The sequence below is a fragment of the Labrenzia sp. OB1 genome (assembly GCF_001624695.1).
In the GTDB taxonomy this organism is placed as follows: domain Bacteria; phylum Pseudomonadota; class Alphaproteobacteria; order Rhizobiales; family Stappiaceae; genus Roseibium.
Genome location: NZ_JSEP01000003.1, coordinates 264,075 through 284,273, shown reverse-complemented (window position 1 = coordinate 284,273; position 20,199 = coordinate 264,075). Strand labels below are relative to the sequence as shown.

General features: G+C 59.2%; 21 protein-coding genes. 7 read left to right on the top strand and 14 right to left on the bottom strand.

The window, feature by feature from the left end; all coding sequences use genetic code 11:
* Position 1 precedes the first annotated feature (1 nt).
* From rplS to OA90_RS05820, 4 genes are all read left to right on the top strand, one after another.
* A complete protein-coding gene (gene rplS, locus OA90_RS05835; protein ID WP_068408431.1) occupies positions 2 to 472 on the top strand; it encodes a 50S ribosomal protein L19 in 471 nt (156 codons plus the stop codon).
* A gap of 265 nt (positions 473 to 737) precedes the next feature.
* A complete protein-coding gene (gene leuC / locus OA90_RS05830) occupies positions 738 to 2,150 on the top strand; it encodes a 3-isopropylmalate dehydratase large subunit (RefSeq protein ID WP_068408429.1) in 1,413 nt (470 codons plus the stop codon).
* A 391-nt stretch (positions 2,151 to 2,541) separates the two neighbouring features.
* Complete coding sequence (locus OA90_RS05825) at positions 2,542 to 3,099, top strand: HNH endonuclease (RefSeq protein ID WP_068408426.1); 558 nt, start codon at positions 2,542 to 2,544, stop codon at positions 3,097 to 3,099.
* A 243-nt stretch (positions 3,100 to 3,342) separates the two neighbouring features.
* On the top strand, positions 3,343 to 4,782 hold the full coding sequence (locus tag OA90_RS05820) for a TadE/TadG family type IV pilus assembly protein (protein WP_068408425.1): 1,440 nt from the start codon (positions 3,343 to 3,345) through the stop codon (positions 4,780 to 4,782).
* Between the two features lie 51 nt (positions 4,783 to 4,833).
* Here OA90_RS05820 and acs read toward each other — a convergent pair whose 3' ends face one another.
* The 13 genes from acs to OA90_RS05755 form a co-directional block, all read right to left on the bottom strand.
* Positions 4,834 to 6,771, bottom strand: a complete 1,938-nt coding sequence (gene acs / locus OA90_RS05815) for an acetate--CoA ligase (protein ID WP_068408774.1) — start codon at positions 6,769 to 6,771, stop codon at positions 4,834 to 4,836.
* Between the two features lie 357 nt (positions 6,772 to 7,128).
* On the bottom strand, positions 7,129 to 7,527 hold the full coding sequence (locus tag OA90_RS05810) for a DUF1761 domain-containing protein (RefSeq protein ID WP_068408423.1): 399 nt from the start codon (positions 7,525 to 7,527) through the stop codon (positions 7,129 to 7,131).
* Positions 7,528 to 7,580: 53 nt separating this feature from the next.
* Positions 7,581 to 8,309 (bottom strand): hypothetical protein, encoded by a 729-nt coding sequence (locus OA90_RS05805; protein WP_068408421.1) that lies wholly within the window; start codon positions 8,307 to 8,309, stop codon positions 7,581 to 7,583.
* 46 nt (positions 8,310 to 8,355) lie between these two features.
* Positions 8,356 to 8,973: an urease accessory protein UreG gene (gene ureG / locus OA90_RS05800; protein ID WP_068408419.1), complete on the bottom strand. Its 618-nt coding sequence runs from the start codon at positions 8,971 to 8,973 to the stop codon at positions 8,356 to 8,358.
* Positions 8,970 to 9,695, bottom strand: coding sequence for an urease accessory protein UreF (locus OA90_RS05795; protein ID WP_068408417.1), 726 nt, complete (start codon positions 9,693 to 9,695; stop codon positions 8,970 to 8,972). The genes ureG and OA90_RS05795 overlap by 4 nt, the downstream gene beginning before the upstream one ends.
* A complete protein-coding gene (locus OA90_RS05790) occupies positions 9,688 to 10,266 on the bottom strand; it encodes an urease accessory protein UreE (protein WP_082836864.1) in 579 nt (192 codons plus the stop codon). Before OA90_RS05790 ends, OA90_RS05795 begins: the two co-directional genes overlap by 8 nt.
* Positions 10,263 to 10,868, bottom strand: coding sequence for a glutathione S-transferase family protein (locus tag OA90_RS05785; protein ID WP_068408415.1), 606 nt, complete (start codon positions 10,866 to 10,868; stop codon positions 10,263 to 10,265). Before OA90_RS05785 ends, OA90_RS05790 begins: the two co-directional genes overlap by 4 nt.
* A gap of 30 nt (positions 10,869 to 10,898) precedes the next feature.
* Positions 10,899 to 12,611: an urease subunit alpha gene (gene ureC, locus OA90_RS05780; RefSeq protein ID WP_068408413.1), complete on the bottom strand. Its 1,713-nt coding sequence runs from the start codon at positions 12,609 to 12,611 to the stop codon at positions 10,899 to 10,901.
* A 26-nt stretch (positions 12,612 to 12,637) separates the two neighbouring features.
* Entirely contained in the window at positions 12,638 to 13,063 is a 426-nt protein-coding gene (locus OA90_RS05775) for a lysozyme inhibitor LprI family protein (RefSeq protein ID WP_068408411.1), read from the bottom strand.
* Positions 13,063 to 13,482 carry a lysozyme inhibitor LprI family protein gene (locus tag OA90_RS05770; protein ID WP_082836863.1) on the bottom strand — a complete coding sequence of 140 codons (420 nt, stop codon included), beginning with the start codon at positions 13,480 to 13,482 and terminating at the stop codon, positions 13,063 to 13,065. Before OA90_RS05770 ends, OA90_RS05775 begins: the two co-directional genes overlap by 1 nt.
* A complete protein-coding gene (locus OA90_RS05765) occupies positions 13,479 to 13,784 on the bottom strand; it encodes an urease subunit beta (RefSeq protein ID WP_068408409.1) in 306 nt (101 codons plus the stop codon). The genes OA90_RS05770 and OA90_RS05765 overlap by 4 nt, the downstream gene beginning before the upstream one ends.
* A gap of 20 nt (positions 13,785 to 13,804) precedes the next feature.
* The gene (locus tag OA90_RS05760) at positions 13,805 to 14,107 is read right to left on the bottom strand and encodes an urease subunit gamma (RefSeq protein ID WP_068408407.1); all 303 of its coding nucleotides are present in this window, start codon (positions 14,105 to 14,107) and stop codon (positions 13,805 to 13,807) included.
* A 34-nt stretch (positions 14,108 to 14,141) separates the two neighbouring features.
* Entirely contained in the window at positions 14,142 to 14,963 is an 822-nt protein-coding gene (locus OA90_RS05755; protein WP_208985984.1) for an urease accessory protein UreD, read from the bottom strand.
* Positions 14,964 to 15,437: 474 nt separating this feature from the next.
* On the opposite strand from OA90_RS05755, the gene OA90_RS05750 reads away from it, so the two are divergent.
* The 3 genes from OA90_RS05750 (at position 15,438) to OA90_RS05740 (ending at position 18,725) form a co-directional block, all read left to right on the top strand.
* Complete coding sequence (locus OA90_RS05750) at positions 15,438 to 16,775, top strand: D-alanyl-D-alanine carboxypeptidase family protein (protein WP_208985983.1); 1,338 nt, start codon at positions 15,438 to 15,440, stop codon at positions 16,773 to 16,775.
* A 284-nt stretch (positions 16,776 to 17,059) separates the two neighbouring features.
* Positions 17,060 to 17,359 (top strand): hypothetical protein, encoded by a 300-nt coding sequence (locus OA90_RS05745; protein ID WP_068408401.1) that lies wholly within the window; start codon positions 17,060 to 17,062, stop codon positions 17,357 to 17,359.
* A gap of 148 nt (positions 17,360 to 17,507) precedes the next feature.
* A complete protein-coding gene (locus OA90_RS05740) occupies positions 17,508 to 18,725 on the top strand; it encodes a GTP-binding protein (RefSeq protein ID WP_068408399.1) in 1,218 nt (405 codons plus the stop codon).
* Between the two features lie 220 nt (positions 18,726 to 18,945).
* On the opposite strand, the gene OA90_RS05735 is transcribed toward OA90_RS05740, so the two are convergent.
* Positions 18,946 to 20,199, bottom strand: a complete 1,254-nt coding sequence (locus OA90_RS05735) for an ABC transporter substrate-binding protein (protein WP_068408397.1) — start codon at positions 20,197 to 20,199, stop codon at positions 18,946 to 18,948.

Sequence of the window (20,199 nt, the reverse complement as noted above, 5' to 3'; positions counted from 1 at the left end):
CATGAATATCATCGAGCAACTGAATGCCGACGAAATGGCGAAAATCGAAGAGCAGCGCAAGCTGCCGGAATTTTCGCCGGGTGACACCGTTCGCGTCAATGTGAAGGTCACCGAAGGTACCCGTACCCGTACCCAGGCTTACGAAGGGGTGTGCATCGCCCGCTCCGGCGGCGGCATCAACGAAAGTTTCACGGTTCGCAAGATTTCCTACGGTGAAGGCGTGGAACGTGTGTTTCCGATCTTCTCACCGATGCTGGAAGGTGTTGAGGTCGTTCGCCGCGGTAAGGTCCGTCGTGCGAAACTCTACTACCTGCGCGACCGTCGCGGTAAGTCCGCACGTATCGTGGAGAACACCAATGTGCGCTCCAAGCGGCTCAACGATGAAGTCCGCGCCGAAGCCACCGCTGCAAAGGCAGCCAAAGCCGAAGCGAAAAAGGCCGAGCAGGAAGCTGCGGAGACCGCAGCCGAATAAGCCCACGTGGCAATTCCGGTTTCGAAAGGCGGCCTCAAGGGCCGCCTTTTTGATATCCGCCGGCATGACAGACGCAGCGGACGGGTCAATCCCAGTTGAATTCAGCTCAACTCGCAATGCTTGACCTTGATGCGGAGCTGCGTCATTCACTATCTGAATTCTACAAGATGCCGTTCTGCCGTCCCCGATGGAGGCAGGCGTGCAGGCCGAATGCGATCGCTGTGACAAACGGCGCGGCCGAACCGGACGGAGTGAGGAGAGACCCATGGTCAAGGCACGGACGCTTTACGACAAAATCTGGGACGACCACGTGGTCGACATGCAGCCGGACGGCACCGGTCTGCTTTATATTGATCGCCACCTGGTGCATGAAGTCACCAGTCCGCAGGCTTTCGAAGGTCTGCGCATGACCGGCCGGAAGGTGCGGCAGCCGCTGAAAACCCTGGCGGTTGTCGATCACAACGTTCCGACCACGGACCGCAGCCACGGTATCGATGATCCGGAATCCGCGCTGCAGGTGGAAACCCTGGCCAGGAATGCGGCTGAATTCGGCGTCGAATATTACTCCGAACTCGATATGCGTCAGGGCGTGGTTCATATCATTGGGCCGGAACAGGGCTTCACCCTGCCCGGCATGACCATCGTGTGCGGCGACAGTCACACCTCGACTCACGGGGCTTTCGGCTCCCTCGCCCATGGTATCGGCACGTCTGAAGTCGAACATGTGCTGGCCACGCAGACGCTGATCCAGAAAAAAGCGAAGAATATGCTTGTGAAGGTCGACGGGCAGGTCCCGGACGGCGTGACCGCCAAGGACATCGTTCTGGCGATCATCGGCGAGATCGGAACGGCCGGCGGAACCGGTTATGTCATCGAATATGCCGGAGAAGCCATCCGGTCCCTGTCGATGGAAGGCCGGATGACGGTCTGCAACATGTCCATCGAAGCCGGTGCCCGCGCGGGCCTCATCGCACCGGACGAAGTCACATTCGACTATATCACGGGCCGTCCAAAAGCTCCCAAGGGCGAAGCCCTGGATATGGCGCTGGCCTACTGGAAGAGCCTGAATACGGATGAAGGTGCCTATTTCGACAAGGTTGTGGAACTCGATGCGGCCAAGCTGCCGCCGATCGTTTCTTGGGGTTCCTCCCCGGAAGACGTTGTTTCCGTGGAAGGCGTCGTGCCGGACCCGGATGCTATCGAGGATGAGAACCGCCGTCAGTCCAAGAAACGGGCACTGGAATACATGGGTCTCGAGCCAGGCACGAAGATCACCGATATCCGGATCGACCGGGCGTTCATCGGCTCGTGCACCAATGGACGTATTGAAGACCTGCGAGCGGCGGCTGCCGTGATCGGCGATCACAAGGTCGCGGCGGGTGTGAGCGCCATGGTGGTGCCCGGCTCCGGACTGGTGAAGGAACAGGCCGAAGAAGAAGGCCTGGACGTCATCTTCAAGAATGCCGGTTTCGAATGGCGTGAGCCGGGCTGTTCCATGTGTCTGGCGATGAATGCCGACAAGCTGAAGCCCGGTGAGCGCTGCGCCTCGACCTCCAACCGGAATTTTGAGGGCCGGCAGGGCCACAAGGGCCGTACCCACCTTGTTTCTCCTGCCATGGCGGCGGCGGCGGCGATCGCGGGTCACTTCGTCGACATCCGCGGCTGGACCGTCAACTGATTCGGGACGGCAACCGGAATTTCGAAAGGGCGCCTGCGGGCGCCCTTTTGCTTTGTGCCCGCAATTTCGTCACCCTGCTGCCGGGACTGTCCAATTAGGTTAAGCGATTCAGAGCTTTACCAAAATACTATTGCCGTCCTCTCCTCTTCCGCAGTTGACGTCAGAAATGATTCTACCGGGCTTCACAAGACTGTCACCTCGGCACTACAATACTCCCGTCACAAAAGGACATATTCCGCTGTCCAATTGACCGGACGACGGAAATTCCGGCAAGATCGACCCGGTTTTCAGGTGGGACCACTGGAAAGACTGCGTTGATCGAGCATGAGGTGTGAAAGTATCCGGATCGTATTCATGCGAATGCGGGTGCTCAGGGTTTGAGGAGCGGAAGGTGACGATAGCGGTTTCGTCGGGAGCTCATCCGGCGTTGGTGCTCAATGCGGATTACCGGCCTTTGAGTTACTATCCATTGTCTTTGTGGTCCTGGCAGGACACCATAAAGGCGGTGTTTCTGGATCGGGTGAACATCGTTTCTGAATATGACGTCGCGGTCCGAAGTCCGAGCTTCGAATTCCGATTGCCCAGCGTCGTCTCGCTCAAAACCTTCGTCAAGCCCAGCCGATATCCTGCCTTTACCCGCTTCAATGTCTTCCTTCGCGATAAATTCCAGTGTCAGTATTGCAGCTCCAAGGACGAGCTGACCTTTGACCATCTTGTTCCACGCTCAAAAGGCGGGCTGACCACCTGGGACAATGTCATCACCGCATGCTCGCCCTGCAACCTGCGCAAGTCCAACAAGTCGTGCAAGGAACTGAACATGTGGCCGATGCATATGCCGTTTCAGCCGACCATTCAGGACCTGCATAACAACGGCCGTGGTTTTCCGCCAAACTATCTTCACGAAAGCTGGCTCGATTTTCTCTATTGGGATACCGAACTGGAGCCGTGAACCGTCGGGAAGCGACCAATTGATGGTCGAACCCGTGCGGGCCCTGACCCGATGACTATCCGCATTTTTCCGGTACGCTCTGCACTGTACGGATCTTGATTTCAGTATATTTTCAAGGGAAACTCTGGAGTCTTATGGATACTTCTTGCTTAATTTAACTTTTTGTTAATATTTTATCTAACTTCAGCTTAATACAATAGGTACCTTTTTGTAATAACTGTCTCTTCTCACCGTGAGGCAGATATGTACAACGACACTATCAATTTGGTCCGGAACCTCCTGAAGCGCTTCGGCGCGGATCGGGACGGTGCCGTGTTGCCGCTCTTCGGTATCATGGTCATCCTCATGATTGTGATAATGGGCGCAGCCGTCGATGTCTCCCGGTCCGTTAGTGCCAGGGAAAAACTGTCTTACGCCCTCGATTCAGCTGCGCTGTCCTTAGCTGCGGAGCTCTCCACCTCCTTCATGGATAATGACGAAATACAGGCTGCCCTGACCGATTCGTTCAGAGCCAATCTGGACGGTGAGGGATTCCTGGAAGAGGCGATTGAAAATCTCGATTTTGTTGTCGACACGGACAATGGACTCGTAACCGCGACTTCGTCAGCGACCCTGGACAATTATTTCGTCGACCTCGGCGGGTATATGAAAGAGAGCCTCGGCCCTTCGTTCTTTGCCTTCAGCACCAGTGCCCAGGTCACATTTTCCAGGTTTGACGTGGAACTGGCGCTGGTGGTGGATGTGACGGGTTCGATGCGATCCGACATGGACACGCTTCGAACGGCGTCTGCCAGCCTTGTCAATATTCTCATTCCGGAAGATCTCGACGAAGAAGACAGCAAGGTCCGCATTTCCCTGGTTCCCTATAGTCAGGGTGTCAATCTCGGAGACTATGCCGATCAGGTGAAGGGGGGCGCATACGGGTATTCGGATGGAAGCGTCTGTGTCACCGAGCGCGAGGACTACGATGACGGGTCCGAAGAATATGACGTCAAATACACCGATGACTCCTACGATTATTACGATGAAACCGATCCGCCGCCCATGAATGTCTTTTACGGCGGCGGCAGCTGGAACTGCTCGTCGGACTCCGAAATGATTCCGCTGACGCCCGACAGGGAAGAGCTGATCGACGCCATCGAGGCGCTGGATGACAATGGCGGCACCGCCGGCCAGACCGGAATTACATGGGGATGGAACAGCCTGTCTCCCAACTACAAGGACGTCTGGCCAGCGGCAAGCGCACCGGAAGCCTATGACAACGAAGACGTTCTGAAATTCGCGGTCATCATGACGGACGGCGACAACAATCGGTACTACGCGATTGATGAAACGACTGCCTGGGAACAAGTCTGCTGGACTAAGATCAAGAAAAACGGCAAGAAAAAGAAAAAATGTAAATGGGAAGAAGTTGCAGCATATGAGTGGGACGAAAAATCGGAAAGCGAATACTACGGCAACGAATCTTCCACATCATCCCGTGCGCTCTGCGAGGCCATGAAGACTTCGGGGATCGAGATTTTCGGCGTCTATTTCGGCAACAGCAACAGCTCAACCGGCGCCAAGAACATGGCTTCATGTGCCAGTGACGGCAACTACTATCAGGCGACGTCCTCCTCGGAGCTGATCGATGCCTTCAGCAACATCGCCAAGAAAATCCAGTCAATCTACCTATCGAAATAGTCCGAACAGGAAATGGCCCGTCGAGATGACGGGCCATGGCAATTGTGCTGCTCAGGCGCGGTTCTGCCGGTTGCCGATCAGGTCGTCGACGACAGCCGGATCCGCAAGGGTCGATGTGTCACCGAGATTGTCGAAACTGTCTTCCGCGATCTTGCGCAGGATACGGCGCATGATCTTGCCGGATCGGGTTTTCGGCAGACCGGGAGAGAACTGGATCAGGTCAGGTGAGGCGATCGGGCCGATTTCGGCGCGTACGTGCTTCACCAGTTCTTTTTTCAGTTCGTCCGTCGGCTCTTCCCCCTCCATCAGGGTGACATAGGCGTAGATGCCCTGCCCCTTGATGTCGTGCGGATAACCGACCACCGCGGCTTCGGACACTTTCGGATGTGCGACCAGCGCGCTTTCCACTTCCGCCGTGCCCATCCTGTGACCGGAAACATTGATCACGTCATCGACACGTCCGGTAATCCAGTAATAGCCGTCCTCGTCGCGTCGGCAGCCGTCTCCGGTGAAGTACAGCCCCTTGTAGGTGGCGAAATAGGTCTGGACGAACCGCTCGTGGTCACCGTAGACCGTGCGCATCTGGCCGGGCCAGCTGTCCTTGATCACCAGATTGCCCTCGACGGCGCCTTCCAGAAACTTGCCTTCCGCATCGACGATTGCCGGCTGCACGCCAAAGAACGGTCGGGTGGCGGATCCCGGTTTCAGGTCGGTCGCGCCCGGCAGCGGGGTGATCAGGATGCCGCCGGTTTCGGTCTGCCACCAGGTATCGACAATCGGGCAGCGTTTTTCGCCAACGATGTTGTAGTACCAGTTCCAGGCCTCGGGGTTGATCGGTTCACCGACGGACCCCAGCAGACGAAGCGACTTGCGCGAGGTGCCGTTGACGTGTTCGTCGCCCGCACCCATCAAAGCGCGGATGGCGGTCGGTGCGGTGTAGAAGATGTTGACGTTGTGCTTGTCGCATACTTCCCAGAAGCGGCCCGGTCCGGGATAGGTCGGAACGCCCTCGAACATCAGGGTCGTCGCGCCATTGGCGAGCGGACCGTAGACAATGTAGCTGTGTCCCGTGACCCAGCCCACATCAGCCGTGCACCAATAGACATCGCCTTCATGGTAGTCGAAGACATATTCGTGGGTCATGGACGCGTAGACGAGGTATCCGCCGGAGGTGTGCACCACGCCTTTGGGTTGGCCAGTGGAGCCGGACGTATAGAGGATGAACAGCGGATCCTCGGCATTCATCTCGACAGGGGCGCAGTGATCGGAAACCCGTTCGGCCTCTTCGTGGTACCAGACGTCGCGGCCGCCCTTCATGGTGACGTCACCACCTGTGCGCTTGACAACAATCACGCTTTTGACCGGAGCTTTTTCCACTGCCTTGTCGACATTGGTCTTGAGCGGCACCTTGCGGCCGCCGCGCAGGCCTTCGTCGGCTGTGATGACACACTCGGATTTGCAGCCCTCGATGCGCTGGGCAAGGCTGTCCGGGGAAAAGCCGCCGAAGACGATGGAATGAACAGCGCCGATGCGGGCGCAAGCCAGCATGGCGTAGGCCGCTTCGGGGATCATCGGCAGATAGATGGTGACGCGGTCGCCTTTCTTGACGCCCTGGCCATGCAGGACGTTGGCGAATTTGTTCACCTCGTGATGAAGCTGCTTGTAGGTGATGACCTTGCTTTCGGTCGGATCATCGCCTTCCCAGATAATGGCCGGCTGGTCGCCGCGTTTTTCCAGATGCCGGTCGACACAATTGGCGGACACGTTCAGCGTGCCGTCCTCGTACCATTTGATCGACACATCGTGGTAATCGTAGGAGGTGTTTTTCACCCTGGTATAGGGTTTGATCCAGTCGATCCGCTTGCCGTGTTCGCCCCAGAAGCCGTCCGGATCTTTCTCGGAGCGCTGGTACATCTCAAGATATTTGGCATTGTCTACATGCGCCCGTGCAGCAACCTCCGCTGGAACGGGAAAAACTGAGTCTGACATGTGAGAACCTCCCAGAAACCACAATGGGATCAGCGACGGGCGGATGCCTTCAACGCTGACCTGTTTGTCGGCGGCCATTATGCGTATGGCCCTATAAAGCGTCCAGAACCAAGAATTGGTACTTTAGTCGGCGAGTCTTTGGTCTAGGATTCGGACCCCGAAAAAAGATCTTGGACAGTGAAGACATCCTATCTGTATTCAACTGTATGCAAAATGCTGTAAATCAAATTGCAGCCGTCGGCAGTTGAAAAAGCTTCCATCGGCACATCGGAAGCCGCAGGAGTTTCCTGATACTTTCCGTTGTGCCTGAAAGTGTAGCTTGTAGATCCGTATGCCAAGCTAGAAGGCTCTGCAAGTTCAGTAACTCAGCCAGCCGATCAGAATGCCCTGCACCAGAAAAACGCCGAGCCAGTGGCCACCGTCGATCAAAGTCAGCATCCATTGTTTTCCCTGGAAACGATGATTGACGATCTGCGTGGTCATGACGATGCCGATCCAGACCAGCAGCGCGGAAATGATGCCGTTGCGGATGTTGGTTTCGCCGCTATGGAAGATAATCCCGGCGAAGACAAAGGCCATGATTACCTGACAAAAGAAGGCGGTGCCAAGGACAGCGGGAGTCGGTCGTGCCTGCTCCTTGCCGATTTCGGCCGCCTTCATCCACGCCTTGCCGAGCAGGCCATACCAGATCGAGCCGAAAATAAAGGATGCAATCGCGGCGGCAGCGACCGCGACCAGATTGATACCGTCAAACATATCTGTCTTCTCCGTATTACTACGGATCACGTTGGAAGCAAACTGGAGAAAGATCAAGCATCTGTCGCCGTCTCAGGTCTGATTTTCTGCCAGACACCGAGAGATCCGCACTCAAGAAACCCGAGTTGGCGATAGACCTGCAGCAGATCGGGCTTGCTTTCATAGGTGCAGACCGGTCTGTGCGGAAAGGGCTCCAGAAGGTCGTGCAGGGCACTGTAGAGCCAGTTCTTGCGGCAGAAGATGTTGCTGAGGCCCAGCAGATCCTTGCCATTCAGTCTTGGACCGCTGTTGAAAACCGCTCCCGCATGGGGGGAGCCATTCTTCAGGATCGCGGCGAAATCGATGGACCTGTTGTCAAGCAAAGCCGGAGAAAACAGGCGATGTAGCGTTTCGTCGCCGTTCCAGGCGGCCGCCCATTTTTTCAGACCGTCCGGCTGGGTGACCTTGTGCCAGCCGGGGCTGACGGGCGGTTTCCGGGCAGCTTCTTCGGGGCGGAACAGCCAGGTCGCGGCGAACATCTTGCGAAAGCCGGCAGGCGCCAGGTCCAGGCAATCGTAACTGTCCTTCACGGCTGCGTTCAACGGGAGGGCTTCCAGGGCGGCATAGAAATCACCGCTCTGCTTGGAGGTCAGTGTGACGATGTTGGGATAGAGTGGCAGCGCGGTGCCTTCCGCCTGCCAGAAGCCCGACTGAAACCGTGTCGCCGCACCGGCAGATTTCAAAACGGCATCGCACCAGAGCGCGTTGTTTCGCGCGCAGGCGTCCTGTCTTTCAGTATTCATTCAAGTCAACTCGGGGTCGGTGCCGGTCTGTTTGCGTCAGGAAAACTCAGGCGTTGAGTCCACCTTTTTCGATGATGAAGCTTACCACGGATTCGACACCATCGCCGAGCTTTGTGTTGGCGAAGACGAAGGGCCGTTCCTTGCGCATCTTTCTGGCGTCCCTGTCCATCACTTCCAGATTGGCGCCGACGTAGGGCGCCAGATCGGTCTTGTTGATGATGAGAAGGTCGGACCGGGTGATGCCGGGTCCGCCCTTGCGCGGGATTTCCTCGCCGGCGGCAACATCGATGACGTAGAGGGTCAGATCGGCAAGTTCGGGCGAAAAAGTTGCCGCCAGATTGTCCCCGCCGGATTCGATCAGGATCAGGTCCAGGTCCGGAATGGAGCGGGTGAGGTCATGCACGGCGGCCAGGTTGATCGAGGCATCCTCGCGGATGGCGGTATGCGGGCAGCCGCCGGTTTCGACGCCACGGATGCGGTCGCTGGACAGCGCCTGGGAGCGCATCAGCGCTTCGGCATCCTCGCTGGTGTAGATGTCGTTGGTGATGACGGCGAGCGACCAGGTGTCGCGCATGGCCTTGCACAGACGGTCGGTAAGGGTGGTCTTGCCGGAACCGACCGGACCGCCGATGCCGACGCGCAGGGGACCGTTTTTTGAACTCATGACCGGAACAGCCTCGAATATTGGGTTTCATGCGCCATGGAGGCGATGTCCGCGAGAAAAGTGGATGTGCCGAGATCGTCAAGGCCGCACGTGGCGGCCTCTTCCGCAGTCGCGGCAATGACCGGTTCGAGCGCGGCCAGAACCTTCTGACCGTCGCTCTGGCCAAGGGGAACCACCCGCACGGCCACCGAAATGAGATTGGCGGTGAAGGCGTGCAGGAAGGATGTCAGGGCCGCTGCTTCGGGAAGGTCATGGGCGGCGCAGACGAGACCCAGAACCACCGGATAGGGCCACGGCTCCCGGTTGTCTCCGGCATCGGTTGCCGCCACGCCTGCAAGCAGCCCGCTTGCGGGTGTGTCGCTCGTGGGCATCCAGCTTCTGGTGACCGCTTGCAGGAAGGCCGTTCCCTGTGCGATCGATTCCAGATGCCTTTCCTTTGACGGTTGCAGCGCAAGCGCAAGTTCGCGAAGCTCCTGGACGGTCTCTCCGTCACCACGGCCGGCGGCCTGAAACGTTTCTTTCAACAGGATCGCGTCGCTGCGTCCTGCGCCGAAGCGCAGGATATCTTCCAGCCAGGCCTGGAGATCTCCGGCGTCGGCCACCCCTCCCCGGTCGATCACCTGTTCCAGCCCGTGGCTGTAGGTGAAGGCGCCGATGGGAAAGGCTGGGGAAAGAAAGGTCAGGAGCCGGTAAAGCGCCGGCAGGGAGACGGCGTCATTCATGCGCGGGACCGTGATCGTGATGCCCGCCGGAATGGCTGTTGGAATGTTCGTGCCCGTGGCCATGATCGTGCCCATGCCCATGCCCATGCCCATGCCCGTGATCGTGGCTGTGACCATGTGTGCGGCCGTGCCCGTAGGCCCCGCCTTCCGGATCGAACGGCGCGGTGATCGGTGTCAGGCCACCGCCAAGCCTGGAAACCATGTCCTCGATCACGTGATCGCGGCGGATCCTGAGCGTTTCGCCCAGCAATTGCGTTGGCAGATGCCTGTTGCCGAGATGCCAGGCGATCTTGATGAGATGGGCCGTGTCGCGCGCGGTGATTTCGACCAGATCCTCCGGTTCGGCCAGCACTTCGACAATCCTGCCATCTTCCAGCTCCAGCCCGTCGCCATGATGCAGAAAGACGGCGTCAGCTTCATCGAGCAGAAAGGACAGGCCGCTTTCCCCGCTCATGACCGCGCGTCTGCGATGCCGGTCCTCCCGGTCGAGGATGATCCGGTCGACGGGGCGGTCTTGCGGGTAGTCCTTGGGCCAATTGCCTGCCGAATGGATCTTGCGAACGCGGATCATGTAGCCTCTGCGAACTTCGCTTTCATGGACTGGTATGCCGGCCGGTCCCTGAGGCGTTTGAAATAGGTGTGCAACGGTCCCTCTCCGGGCAGCTCGAATTTCGCAGTGACGGCCCAGCCCGTGCAATGGCCGATGATGATGTCGGGAACCGTGAAGGTGGCTCCCATCACGAAAGGCCCGTCGCCAAGACGGGTCTCCAGGGTTTTCAAACCCTTGGCAAACTCGAACCGGCAGGCGTTCTTGACGGCGGGCGCCCGCATGTCCTCCGGCAGAACGAAGCTGTTCTTGGCCGCGGTCCAAAGGGCTCCGTCCAGCACGTCGACAGCGAACTGGGTGAAGCTGTCCCGCCGGGCGCGTTCCAGGGTTCCGGCGGGAAAGGTGCACTTGCCGTGCCTGTCGGCGAGATAAGTGCAGATCGCGACCGAATCCGGGATCGCCATATCCCCGTCGATCAGAACCGGGAGCTTGCCATCCGGACTGACGGCGGTGACGGCTTCGGACTGTGGCGGCGCGAGTTCGAGCTCATATGGCTCTCCCAGTTCCTCCAGCAGCCAGATCACCCGAATGGCGCGGGTGCGTGGAAATCCGATGATCTTGTACATTTGTCCTCCCGGAGCGGTTTTTCCGGGACCTTAGAACAGGAAATAACGCTGCGCCATCGGCAGGACGTCAGCCGGTTCGCAGGTGAGCAGTTCACCGTCGGCGCGCACTTCATAGGTCTCCGGATTGACTTCGACCTCTGGCATGGCGTCGTTGAGGATCATCGATGTCTTGGAAATGCCGCCACGGGTGTTTTTCACCGGCAGAACAAGGCTGTCGATACCGGCCTTGTCCTTGACGCCGTTGTCATAGGCCGCCTGTGAGACGAAGGTCACCCGGCTCCGCGTCATTGCCTTGCCGAAGGCGCCGAACATGGGCCGGTAGTGAACCGGTTGCGGCGTGGGAATGGACGCATTCGGGTCGCCCATTGGGGCCGCGGCTATGGTGCCGAGTTTGAGCACCATGTCAGGCTTCACTCCGAAAAACTTCGGATCCCAGAGCACCAGGTCGGCCAGCTTGCCGACCTCGACGGAGCCGATGTGTTCGTCGAGGCCGTGGGCGATGGCCGGGTTGATGGTGATCTTGGACATATAGCGTTTGACGCGAAAATTGTCGTTCTCGCCGGCTTCCTTGGACAGCCGTCCACGCTGGACCTTCATCTTGTGCGCGGTCTGCAGCGTACGGATGATTACCTCGCCGACCCGGCCCATGGCCTGGCTGTCGGAGGCAATGATCGAAAAGGCGCCCATGTCGTGGAGAATGTCTTCCGCCGCGATGGTTTCCTTGCGGATACGGCTTTCGGCGAAGGCCACATCCTCGGGAATCGATTTGTCCAGGTGATGGCAGACCATGAGCATGTCGAGATGCTCTTCAAGCGTGTTGACCGTGTAGGGCCGCGTCGGATTGGTCGAGGACGGAAGCACGTTCAACTCGCCGCAGACCTTGATGATGTCCGGCGCGTGGCCGCCGCCGGCACCTTCCGTATGGAAGGCGTGGATGGTGCGGTTTCCGAAGGCGGCCGTCGTATTTTCCACAAAGCCGGATTCGTTCAGCGTGTCTGTGTGGATCATCACCTGAATGTCGTATTCGTCGGCGACCGACAGGCAATTGTCGATGGCGGCCGGCGTGGTCCCCCAATCCTCATGCAGTTTCAGTGCGCAGGCACCGGCCAGGATCTGCTCTTCCAGGGCGGCCGGAAGAGAGGCGTTGCCCTTGCCGGCGAACCCCAGGTTCATCGGGAAACTGTCGGCTGCCTGCAGCATCCGGGTGATGTGCCAGGGACCTGGAGTGCAGGTCGTTGCGTTGGTGCCCGTCGCCGGACCGGTGCCACCGCCAAGCATGGTTGTGACGCCCGACATCAGGGCTTCCTCGATCTGCTGCGGGCAGATGAAGTGGATATGAACGTCGAGCGCGCCGGCGGTGAGGATCCTGCCCTCGCCGGCGATCACCTCGGTGCCCGGGCCGACGACGATATCAACGCCGGGCTGGACATCCGGATTGCCGGCCTTGCCGATCCCGACGATACGGCCGTCCTTCAGACCCACATCGGCCTTGACGATGCCCCAGTGGTCGACGATCAGCGCGTTGGTGATGACCGTATCGACGGCACCGGCGGTTCTGGGGGCCTGGGACTGGCCCATGCCGTCGCGGATAACCTTGCCGCCGCCGAATTTCACCTCATCGCCATAGGTGGTGAAATCCTTTTCGACCTCGATAACAAGATCGGTATCGGCCAGGCGCAGCCTGTCGCCAGTGGTCGGTCCGAACATGTCCGCATAGGCGGCGCGGGACATTTTGTAAGCCATTTTATCTCCAATCAATGATCAGAAAGTCAGTTGCCGTAATCCTCGACGGTGGCATTGAGATCCTCCGTCCGCTTCAGGGTCAGGACGATGATGCAGTTCCGGTAGAGTTCACTGCCCTGGGTTCCCCCTCGAAAAGGGAAACTGTAGGCGGCGCAGTCCTTGTCGCTGTAGGCCTTCCAGGCCGCTTGCGCCTCTTCCAGCGCACCGGGACTTCCCTTGAGATGCTCCGGCAGTTCAGCGTCCATTTCGACCAGTCTGGCGTGCAGCCGGTCATAAGCCTTTCGCATGTCCGCTTCAGTCTCGCTCAAGGCCTTCTCCGCGCAGTAGGTGCGTTCGGAATTGGTGAGCGGATAGCCGCAATCGACGTTCTCCTGGGCCTCAGCCGCGACAGCCATGAGCACACTCGCCAGGAGCCCGGTGGAAAGCGTCAGCTTGCGGTGCGCGAAAAGCATCAGTTGCCCAACCCTTGCGCCAACGCCTTGAGATCGTCGGTCCGGTCGGTGGTGATCTTGCGCAGACAGTCGTTGATCAGCAGTGGCGTGATCGAACCACTTTCAGGATATTGATAGACCAGACAGGCCTTGTCCCGGTAGCCGATCCAGCTGCGCTGGGCGCTGCGGAGTTTCTCCTGAGACTCGGGCGACCAGTCCTTCACCACGTCCATTGCAGCCTTGTAGGCCTCGTTCAGCGCTGAGTCGGCGCTCTGGTAGGCCCGGGCGGAGCATTCGTTCAGCTCCAGCTGGGTCTGTGCGTTTTCGCATGCGTTCTCAGCCGTCTGTTGCGCCGAAGCGCCTGCCAACGGCAAGGATGAGAAAGCAGCGATCAAGGCAACCTTGAGCAAGCGCATCGTCTTTTTCCCCGGCAGGGTCATAGCTTTCCCATGATCTTCTGGTTGAAGCCGTAAACCGTGCGCTCGCCGCCGAAAGGCACAAGCGTCACCGAGCGTGTCTGGCCGGGCTCGAAACGCACGGCGGTTCCGGCCGGAATGTCGAGGCGCATGCCCCTGGTCCTGTCGCGGTCGAACGCAAGGCCTTCGTTTGTCTCGAAGAAATGGTAGTGGCTGCCCACCTGAATGGGCCGGTCGCCGGTGTTGGAGACATCCAGCGTCACCGTCTCCAGCCCGGCATTCAGCTCGATCTCACCTTCGGCGGGGAAAAGTTCTCCGGGGATCATCTTTATCTCCTTAAAAAGGTTCAGCGGATGGGTTCGTGGACCGTGACGAGTTTGGTGCCGTCCGGAAAGGTCGCTTCCACCTGGACGTCGTGGATCATGTCGGCAACACCGTCCATGACCTGGTCCCTTGTCAGAACCTTGCCGCCGGCGGCCATCAGATCGGCCACGGTGCGGCCGTCCCTTGCGCCTTCGACGATGAAATCGGTGATCAGCGCGACGGCTTCGGGATGGTTCAGCTTCACGCCGCGTTCCAGGCGGCGCCGGGAAACCATCGCGGCCATGGAGATCAGCAGCTTGTCCTTTTCGCGCGGGGTCAGGTTCATCGGTGGATATCCTCCTTGTTCATGGGCCCGTGACCTAACAATGCCAGACACGCGGCAAATCCGCCGAGCGATATCCGGTCAAAAAGGTGATCAGGGCGTTGCGCAGATCGCGGCTATCATCGGACACGAGCCGGACCGTGAGCAAGCCGTTCCATGCGCTGGCGGCGGCCTGCACGGTGCCTGAGGTGAGATTGTCGAGACAGGAGCGGGCCAGCTCAAGACGGTCCTGGGCATCTGGGGTACAGTCGACGAGGGTTGCCACCGCCTGCCCTTCCCTGGCGGTTGCCGGTCCGGCCAGGATCTGTTCCGCATCGCCTTTGAGACGGACCTCGTCGGCAAAGACGAGCCTGCCGTCGCGGCGGATACGCCAGCTGTCCCTGAAAAACACCGAATTGACCCGTTCGCCCATGGCCATGCGGCCAAATACGATTGTTTCCAGCATCAATAGTCGTGCGTTTGAGTCGAGGTCTGCCCGGATCGACCGCGACAAGGCGGACCGGTTGAAGAGAATCGTTTCCTGGGGCAGCCATTCGAGAACCGCGTTGTCGCCAACGGTCAGAAGACATGTCACTTTTGCCGAGCCGCCGGCGCTCTCGTAAGCGCGCTCAGCGGTTTGGGTGGTCACAATAGCGTGTGCACCTTCCGCCAGACCGACCTCATAAGACAGACGGTCGCCGCCGGTCAGGCCGCCCGCGGTGTTGAGGAGAACGGCTGTCTGCGGCAGATCATAGACCTTGGGCAAGCGGACTTTCGCGGCGCCGCGCTGATAGAGATCGGTGAGCCGGGTCGCGCCACCGGATACGGCAAATGCCACGCGCGCAGAACCGTCCACGCGCTGCATGGCAATGGTATTCAAACCAGAATCCGATGCCACCCCAGCATCATACATGAGTGTTCCGCTCCCCGGGTTCCCGGTACGTCGTTTTTATCGGACCGGTCTTGCAAGCATGTTGTGGGCTTTGTCCTGGATGCAAGAAAGAAGTTGGTCGCGGCAATCTTAGCAAGAGCCGGGCCAAGGAAGAGATATTTTGCAGAGGCTACGGGTTCGGTCAAAAATCACAGGTCTTTCCGGAGCTTGCAACTGCCGGTCCGGTAAAATTGCCTTATAAATCGGCAAATGCAAAAAAGATTGGCAATGAAGAGTTGTGCGGAAGGGGTTGCCCTCGGGGGCGCGATCCGGTTCTTTAAGGATCACCATATTATATGGTTGCCTTGACCCGCCTTGCGGGACCGTCGTTTGCGGGATAACCGAATGTTCTCTAGTCCTTTTGGCCGCTTGGCGTCTATTTGCCTGACCTTAGTTGTTCCGGTCCTCTTCCTGAGCCTGGCAATGCGCCCGGCACAGGCGGATATCGGCGCCTATATCCTTGTGGACGCAAGGACAGGCGCGGTGCTCGAACAGAAGAACGCCACCCGCAAATGGTACCCGGCCTCGCTGACCAAGATGATGACCGCCTATGTGACCTTCAAGGCGATCCGGGAGGGCCGTGCTTCCCTGAATTCAGCGGTGGTGCAGTCGAAGAACTCGATCTCCGAGCCGCCCAGCAAGATGGGGTTCAAGGTGGGCACGCGCTTCACGGTCGATACGGCGCTGAAGATCATCCTGATCAAGTCGGCCAATGATGTCGCCGTCGCGCTGGGAGAAGCGATCGGCGGGTCGGAAGCGAATTTCATTGCGATGATGAATGCGGAAGCCCGGCGTCTCGGCATGACCAATACGCGGTTCACCAATCCGCACGGACTGCCGGACAACGCACAGGTGACGACCGCTCGGGATCTGGCGATCCTCGCGATGGCCCTCAGGCAAGATTTTCCCGAATCCCGCGACTACTACAAACATCCGGGCATCCGATTCGGCAAGAAGGCGCTCAGATCCGCCAACCGGGAGTTCCTGTTGCGCGTTTCCGGTGCGAACGGCATGAAAACCGGGTATATCTGCAATTCCGGTTACAATGTCGCCGCGTCCGTTACCCGGCGCGGCCGCACCTTGATCGCCATTATCCTGGGTGCCGGGTCCGGGCTGGAGCGCACGGCATTCGCGCGGCAGCTCTTCGACGAGGGATTCCGCAAGAACGGACGCGGCCAGAAGGTTACCAGCCTCTCCGGGTCTTCCGGCGCGCCGCCGGCTGACGGCTACTGCCGGCGCAACAAGAGCCCGGGTGCGAAGGGCTATATGGCGCGCTTCGACACGGAAAACAAAACCCGTGGCGGCTTCCTGTTTTTTGCCGACGCCGGTGGCGGCAAGAAAGAAGCTGAGGTCGATGAAAGCGGGTTCATGCTTTCAAACGGCAAACCGGACTGGGCGAAAATCCTCGACCGGACCCTTGGCCCGCGTCAGGTTGCCTATCGTCCCATTCAGGTCGGCCTCGGAAAGCCGTCAGGAACGCCCGCGGCAGCCGTGTCGGCGTCCGGTGCCCCTTTGAGCCTGAGCGTGGAAGAGATCCCGTTGCCGGCCGCCAACCCCGTGCGCCGCGCGCAAATCGAAATTCGCGGCAAATTGCAGAAAACCGCCGCCGCGGCCACTTCAGCGGCTGCCATAACCGAAAAAACCACCCAGGCGCGTCCGGGCTCCGCAACTGACGTTTCAACGGCTGCGCCAGGTTCGATCTTTCGAAAGGGGCTGGGTTTCGCGGTACCCGTGCCCGCTCCAAGTCCACGCAAGCAATAGACTGTATTGTTGTTCCGGAGTCGCCCGGTATCAAACAGCTTTCCTGCCGGCTTTCCTGCCGCAGCGAGGGTCTGGCGTCAGGTGTGTCCTTGCAGGGCCGAAGAGAACGAACGATAAACGGATGGGTGTTATTGACGAGGTTAACCCTTTATTTACGCTGTTCCTTAAGACTGAGGTAAGCATTCCACTTCCACAGGACCCTCCTGCGCGGTGAAACGCTGTAAGGCCCCCAGGGGATATTTGCGGCACAGAATATGCCGGCAAGACAGATCGAGAGATCGCACATGATGGAACCGAAATCCAACGCCACTATCCGTGCTCTCGCGAGTCTGGCGGAACTTTCCGCAAATCAGCTCGAAGAAGGGGTTTCGGTCGAAGAGGTCATCGCGACCCTGCGAAAGGCGGCGGAAGCTGTGCGGACCGTTGTAGATACCGGAGACGAAGCGGAGCAGATCGGTGAAGACACCGATGTTGCGCAGGACCTCACGCCGATGGAACTTTCCACCAAAGAAGGCGAAGAGGAAAAATCCGTGAACGACGCGGAACCAAAGACAGCAGAAGTGACGGTTCTGAACGCGGGTTGATCCTGGGCGGCAGTAATCCTTTTGACCTTTCCCTGAAAACAATGTTAGCGGTGCGGCTTACTGCGCCGCCACTTTTCCGTTTCTGCGCCAGCAGACAGAACGGACATCATCGCGTTCCGCGTGGCGGCCCGATCTGGAGACACGCTTCATGGCTTCCCCGGCACCGGCCTCCGAAGACACGGTCCGCAAAGGGCCGAAGCCACCCATACCGCTTTCCGTCCTCACCGGTTTCCTGGGCTCGGGCAAGACCACGCTGCTGAACCGGCTGCTGAAAGATCCGGCGATGGCAGACACCGCCGTCATCATCAACGAATTCGGTGAAATCGGGCTCGATCACCTGTTTGTGGATCAGGCCGGCGACGGCATCGTGGAACTGTCCTCCGGCTGCCTGTGCTGCACGATCCGGGGCGATCTGGTGACGACGCTGGAGAACCTTCTGCGCCGGCTGGACAACGGCCGGATGGAGAAGCTGAACCGGGTTGTGATCGAAACCACCGGGCTTGCGGATCCGGCGCCGATCCTGCACACCGTCATGCTGCATCCCTATCTGGTAATGCGTTACCGGCTCGACAGCGTGATCACGCTCGTGGATGCGGTCAACGGTCTGTCGACACTGGAAAATCACGAAGAAGCGCGCAAGCAGGCGGCGGTTGCGGATCGGCTGGTCTTCACCAAGACCGATCTGCTGACGTCCGAAGCGGAGCGCACGGCCTTCGCGGATCTCCAACAGCGCCTCGCGGAGTTGAACCCGGGCGCGCAGCGTCTGGATGCATCCGCCGGTGAGGCCGTTACCGAAAAGCTGTTCAATGCCGGGCTCTACAATCCGCAGTCCAAGATCCCCGACGTGGCGGCGTGGCTGAACGCGGAAGCTTATGAAACCCCCAGGCATCATGGACATGCACACCATCATCATGATCACGGGCATGACCATGACCACCGACACGGACATGACCACGGACATGGGCACGACGTGAACCGGCACGACGACTCCATCCGTGCCTTCACGCTGTCAACGGACCGGCCGGTTTCCGCATCGGCCCTGGAAATGTTTCTCGACCTGCTGCGCTCCGCCCACGGTCCGAAGCTGCTCAGGGTGAAGGGGATTGTCAAACTGGCGGAGGACCCGGACAGGCCCGTGGTCATCCACGGCGTCCAGCACGTCTTTCACCCGCCGGCGACGCTGGAGGCCTGGCCGGACGACGATCATCGCACACGCATGGTCTTCATCACCAAGGACCTGCCAGAGGGGTTCGTGCGCAAGATGTTCGAGGCGTTTTCCGGTGCCTTGCTGCCCGACACACCGGATTCCAAGGTAATGACGGACAATCCGCTGGCGATCTCGGGGTTTACCAGCCCGATCCGCTGAGCAGCGACTTGTTTATGTGGATCTGGGTGGGACGCGAAGGTTGGTTGCGGTTTGAGGAATGGCGGGTAAAAACGGTCTGCCGTGCCGGCAGCAACCTCTCCCGAGATCAATTCACGCAGCTAACCAAATCGAATGCCTTGATAATTTCAATAACGCGCTGAACAGCTGCGTGAGGTGACCGGGGCGATGCGCCCCGGCCGATCCAGGTACAGAACCGGGACTATTTCAGGGACGCGATGAAGGCGTCCACCTCGGTCAGCGACAGGTATTCGACCTCTTCCGTGCCGCTATCGGTGAACTTCCAGACAACGGCCGGTGCGGACACATCGCCGTTGACATCAAATCGAACATTTCCGGTCGCGCCCTGATACATCACCGTTCCGCCCTCAGCGAGCGTGGTTTTCGCCGATTTGAAACCGGCCGCATCAGCAGTAACGGCTGTCCCGTTCGGGTCCGTAACCTTTGATACTGCGGCCGCAATATCAGCGCCGGAAGCATCCTTGCCGGCCGCTTCCATGGCAAGCAAAGCAATGATTGCCGCGTCATAGCTGTTCGCCAGGCCCGGGCCATTTGGCTCGGAGCCGAACTTTGCCTGATAAGCCGCCTTGAACGCATCCGCGCTCTCTACGCGCGGCGAGGCCGTGTCTGTTCCCAAAGCACCACCCAGATATTGCAGGCCGACATTGTCCCGAAACTCGTCGGACTTTAAGGAGTTTGCCAGGATCATGTTTTGTGTGCCGCCAAGCGACAGCCATTCGCGGACTGCGGAGGTGCCTTCCGTCGGATAAAGCGCCAGATAAAGCGCTTCCGGCTGGCTGCCGAGCGCTTCGGTGACTTCAGCGCGATAAGACGGCTGGGCGTCGTTGATCGCAACTGACACCGTCACTTCAACCCCGGCGGCTGCAAAATCTGCCGCGATCAGCTTGGCCATGTCCTGGCCCCAGTCGTCGTTCTTGTAGAGGATAGCGACCGATTTCCAGCCCTTGTCTGCGGCGACTTTCGCGCCCATCGCCGATTGAACTGCCGTCGTTGCAAAGGTGCGGAACCACAGGCCCTTGGTTTTGCCCTCTTCCGCAAGTCGGGTGAAGGCTGTCGATGAGGAGCAGCACGACATCTGCATCACACCGCTCGGCACTGTCACAGATGACAGGATAGGCATCGAGACCCCGGAGGAGACCGCACCAAGGAGCACCTTGACCCCTTCCAGATCGACCAGGGCCTTGGCCGCATCAACACCGACCTTCGGATCAACCTGGGTATCGCGCAAAACCATCTCAATAGCGCAGCCTCCCACTCCGCCCGCTTCATTGACCTGGTCTACGGCAAACTGGGCAACCTCCGCTATCGGTCGCCCCCAATCAACCGACGTCGGCAGCGCCGCTCCGATTTTGGTTGTACAATCCTGTGCCTGAACACCGGTGCTCAGAGCAGTCATACCCGCGGCAACCGCGGCAAAAACAAGTGTTTTTTTCAT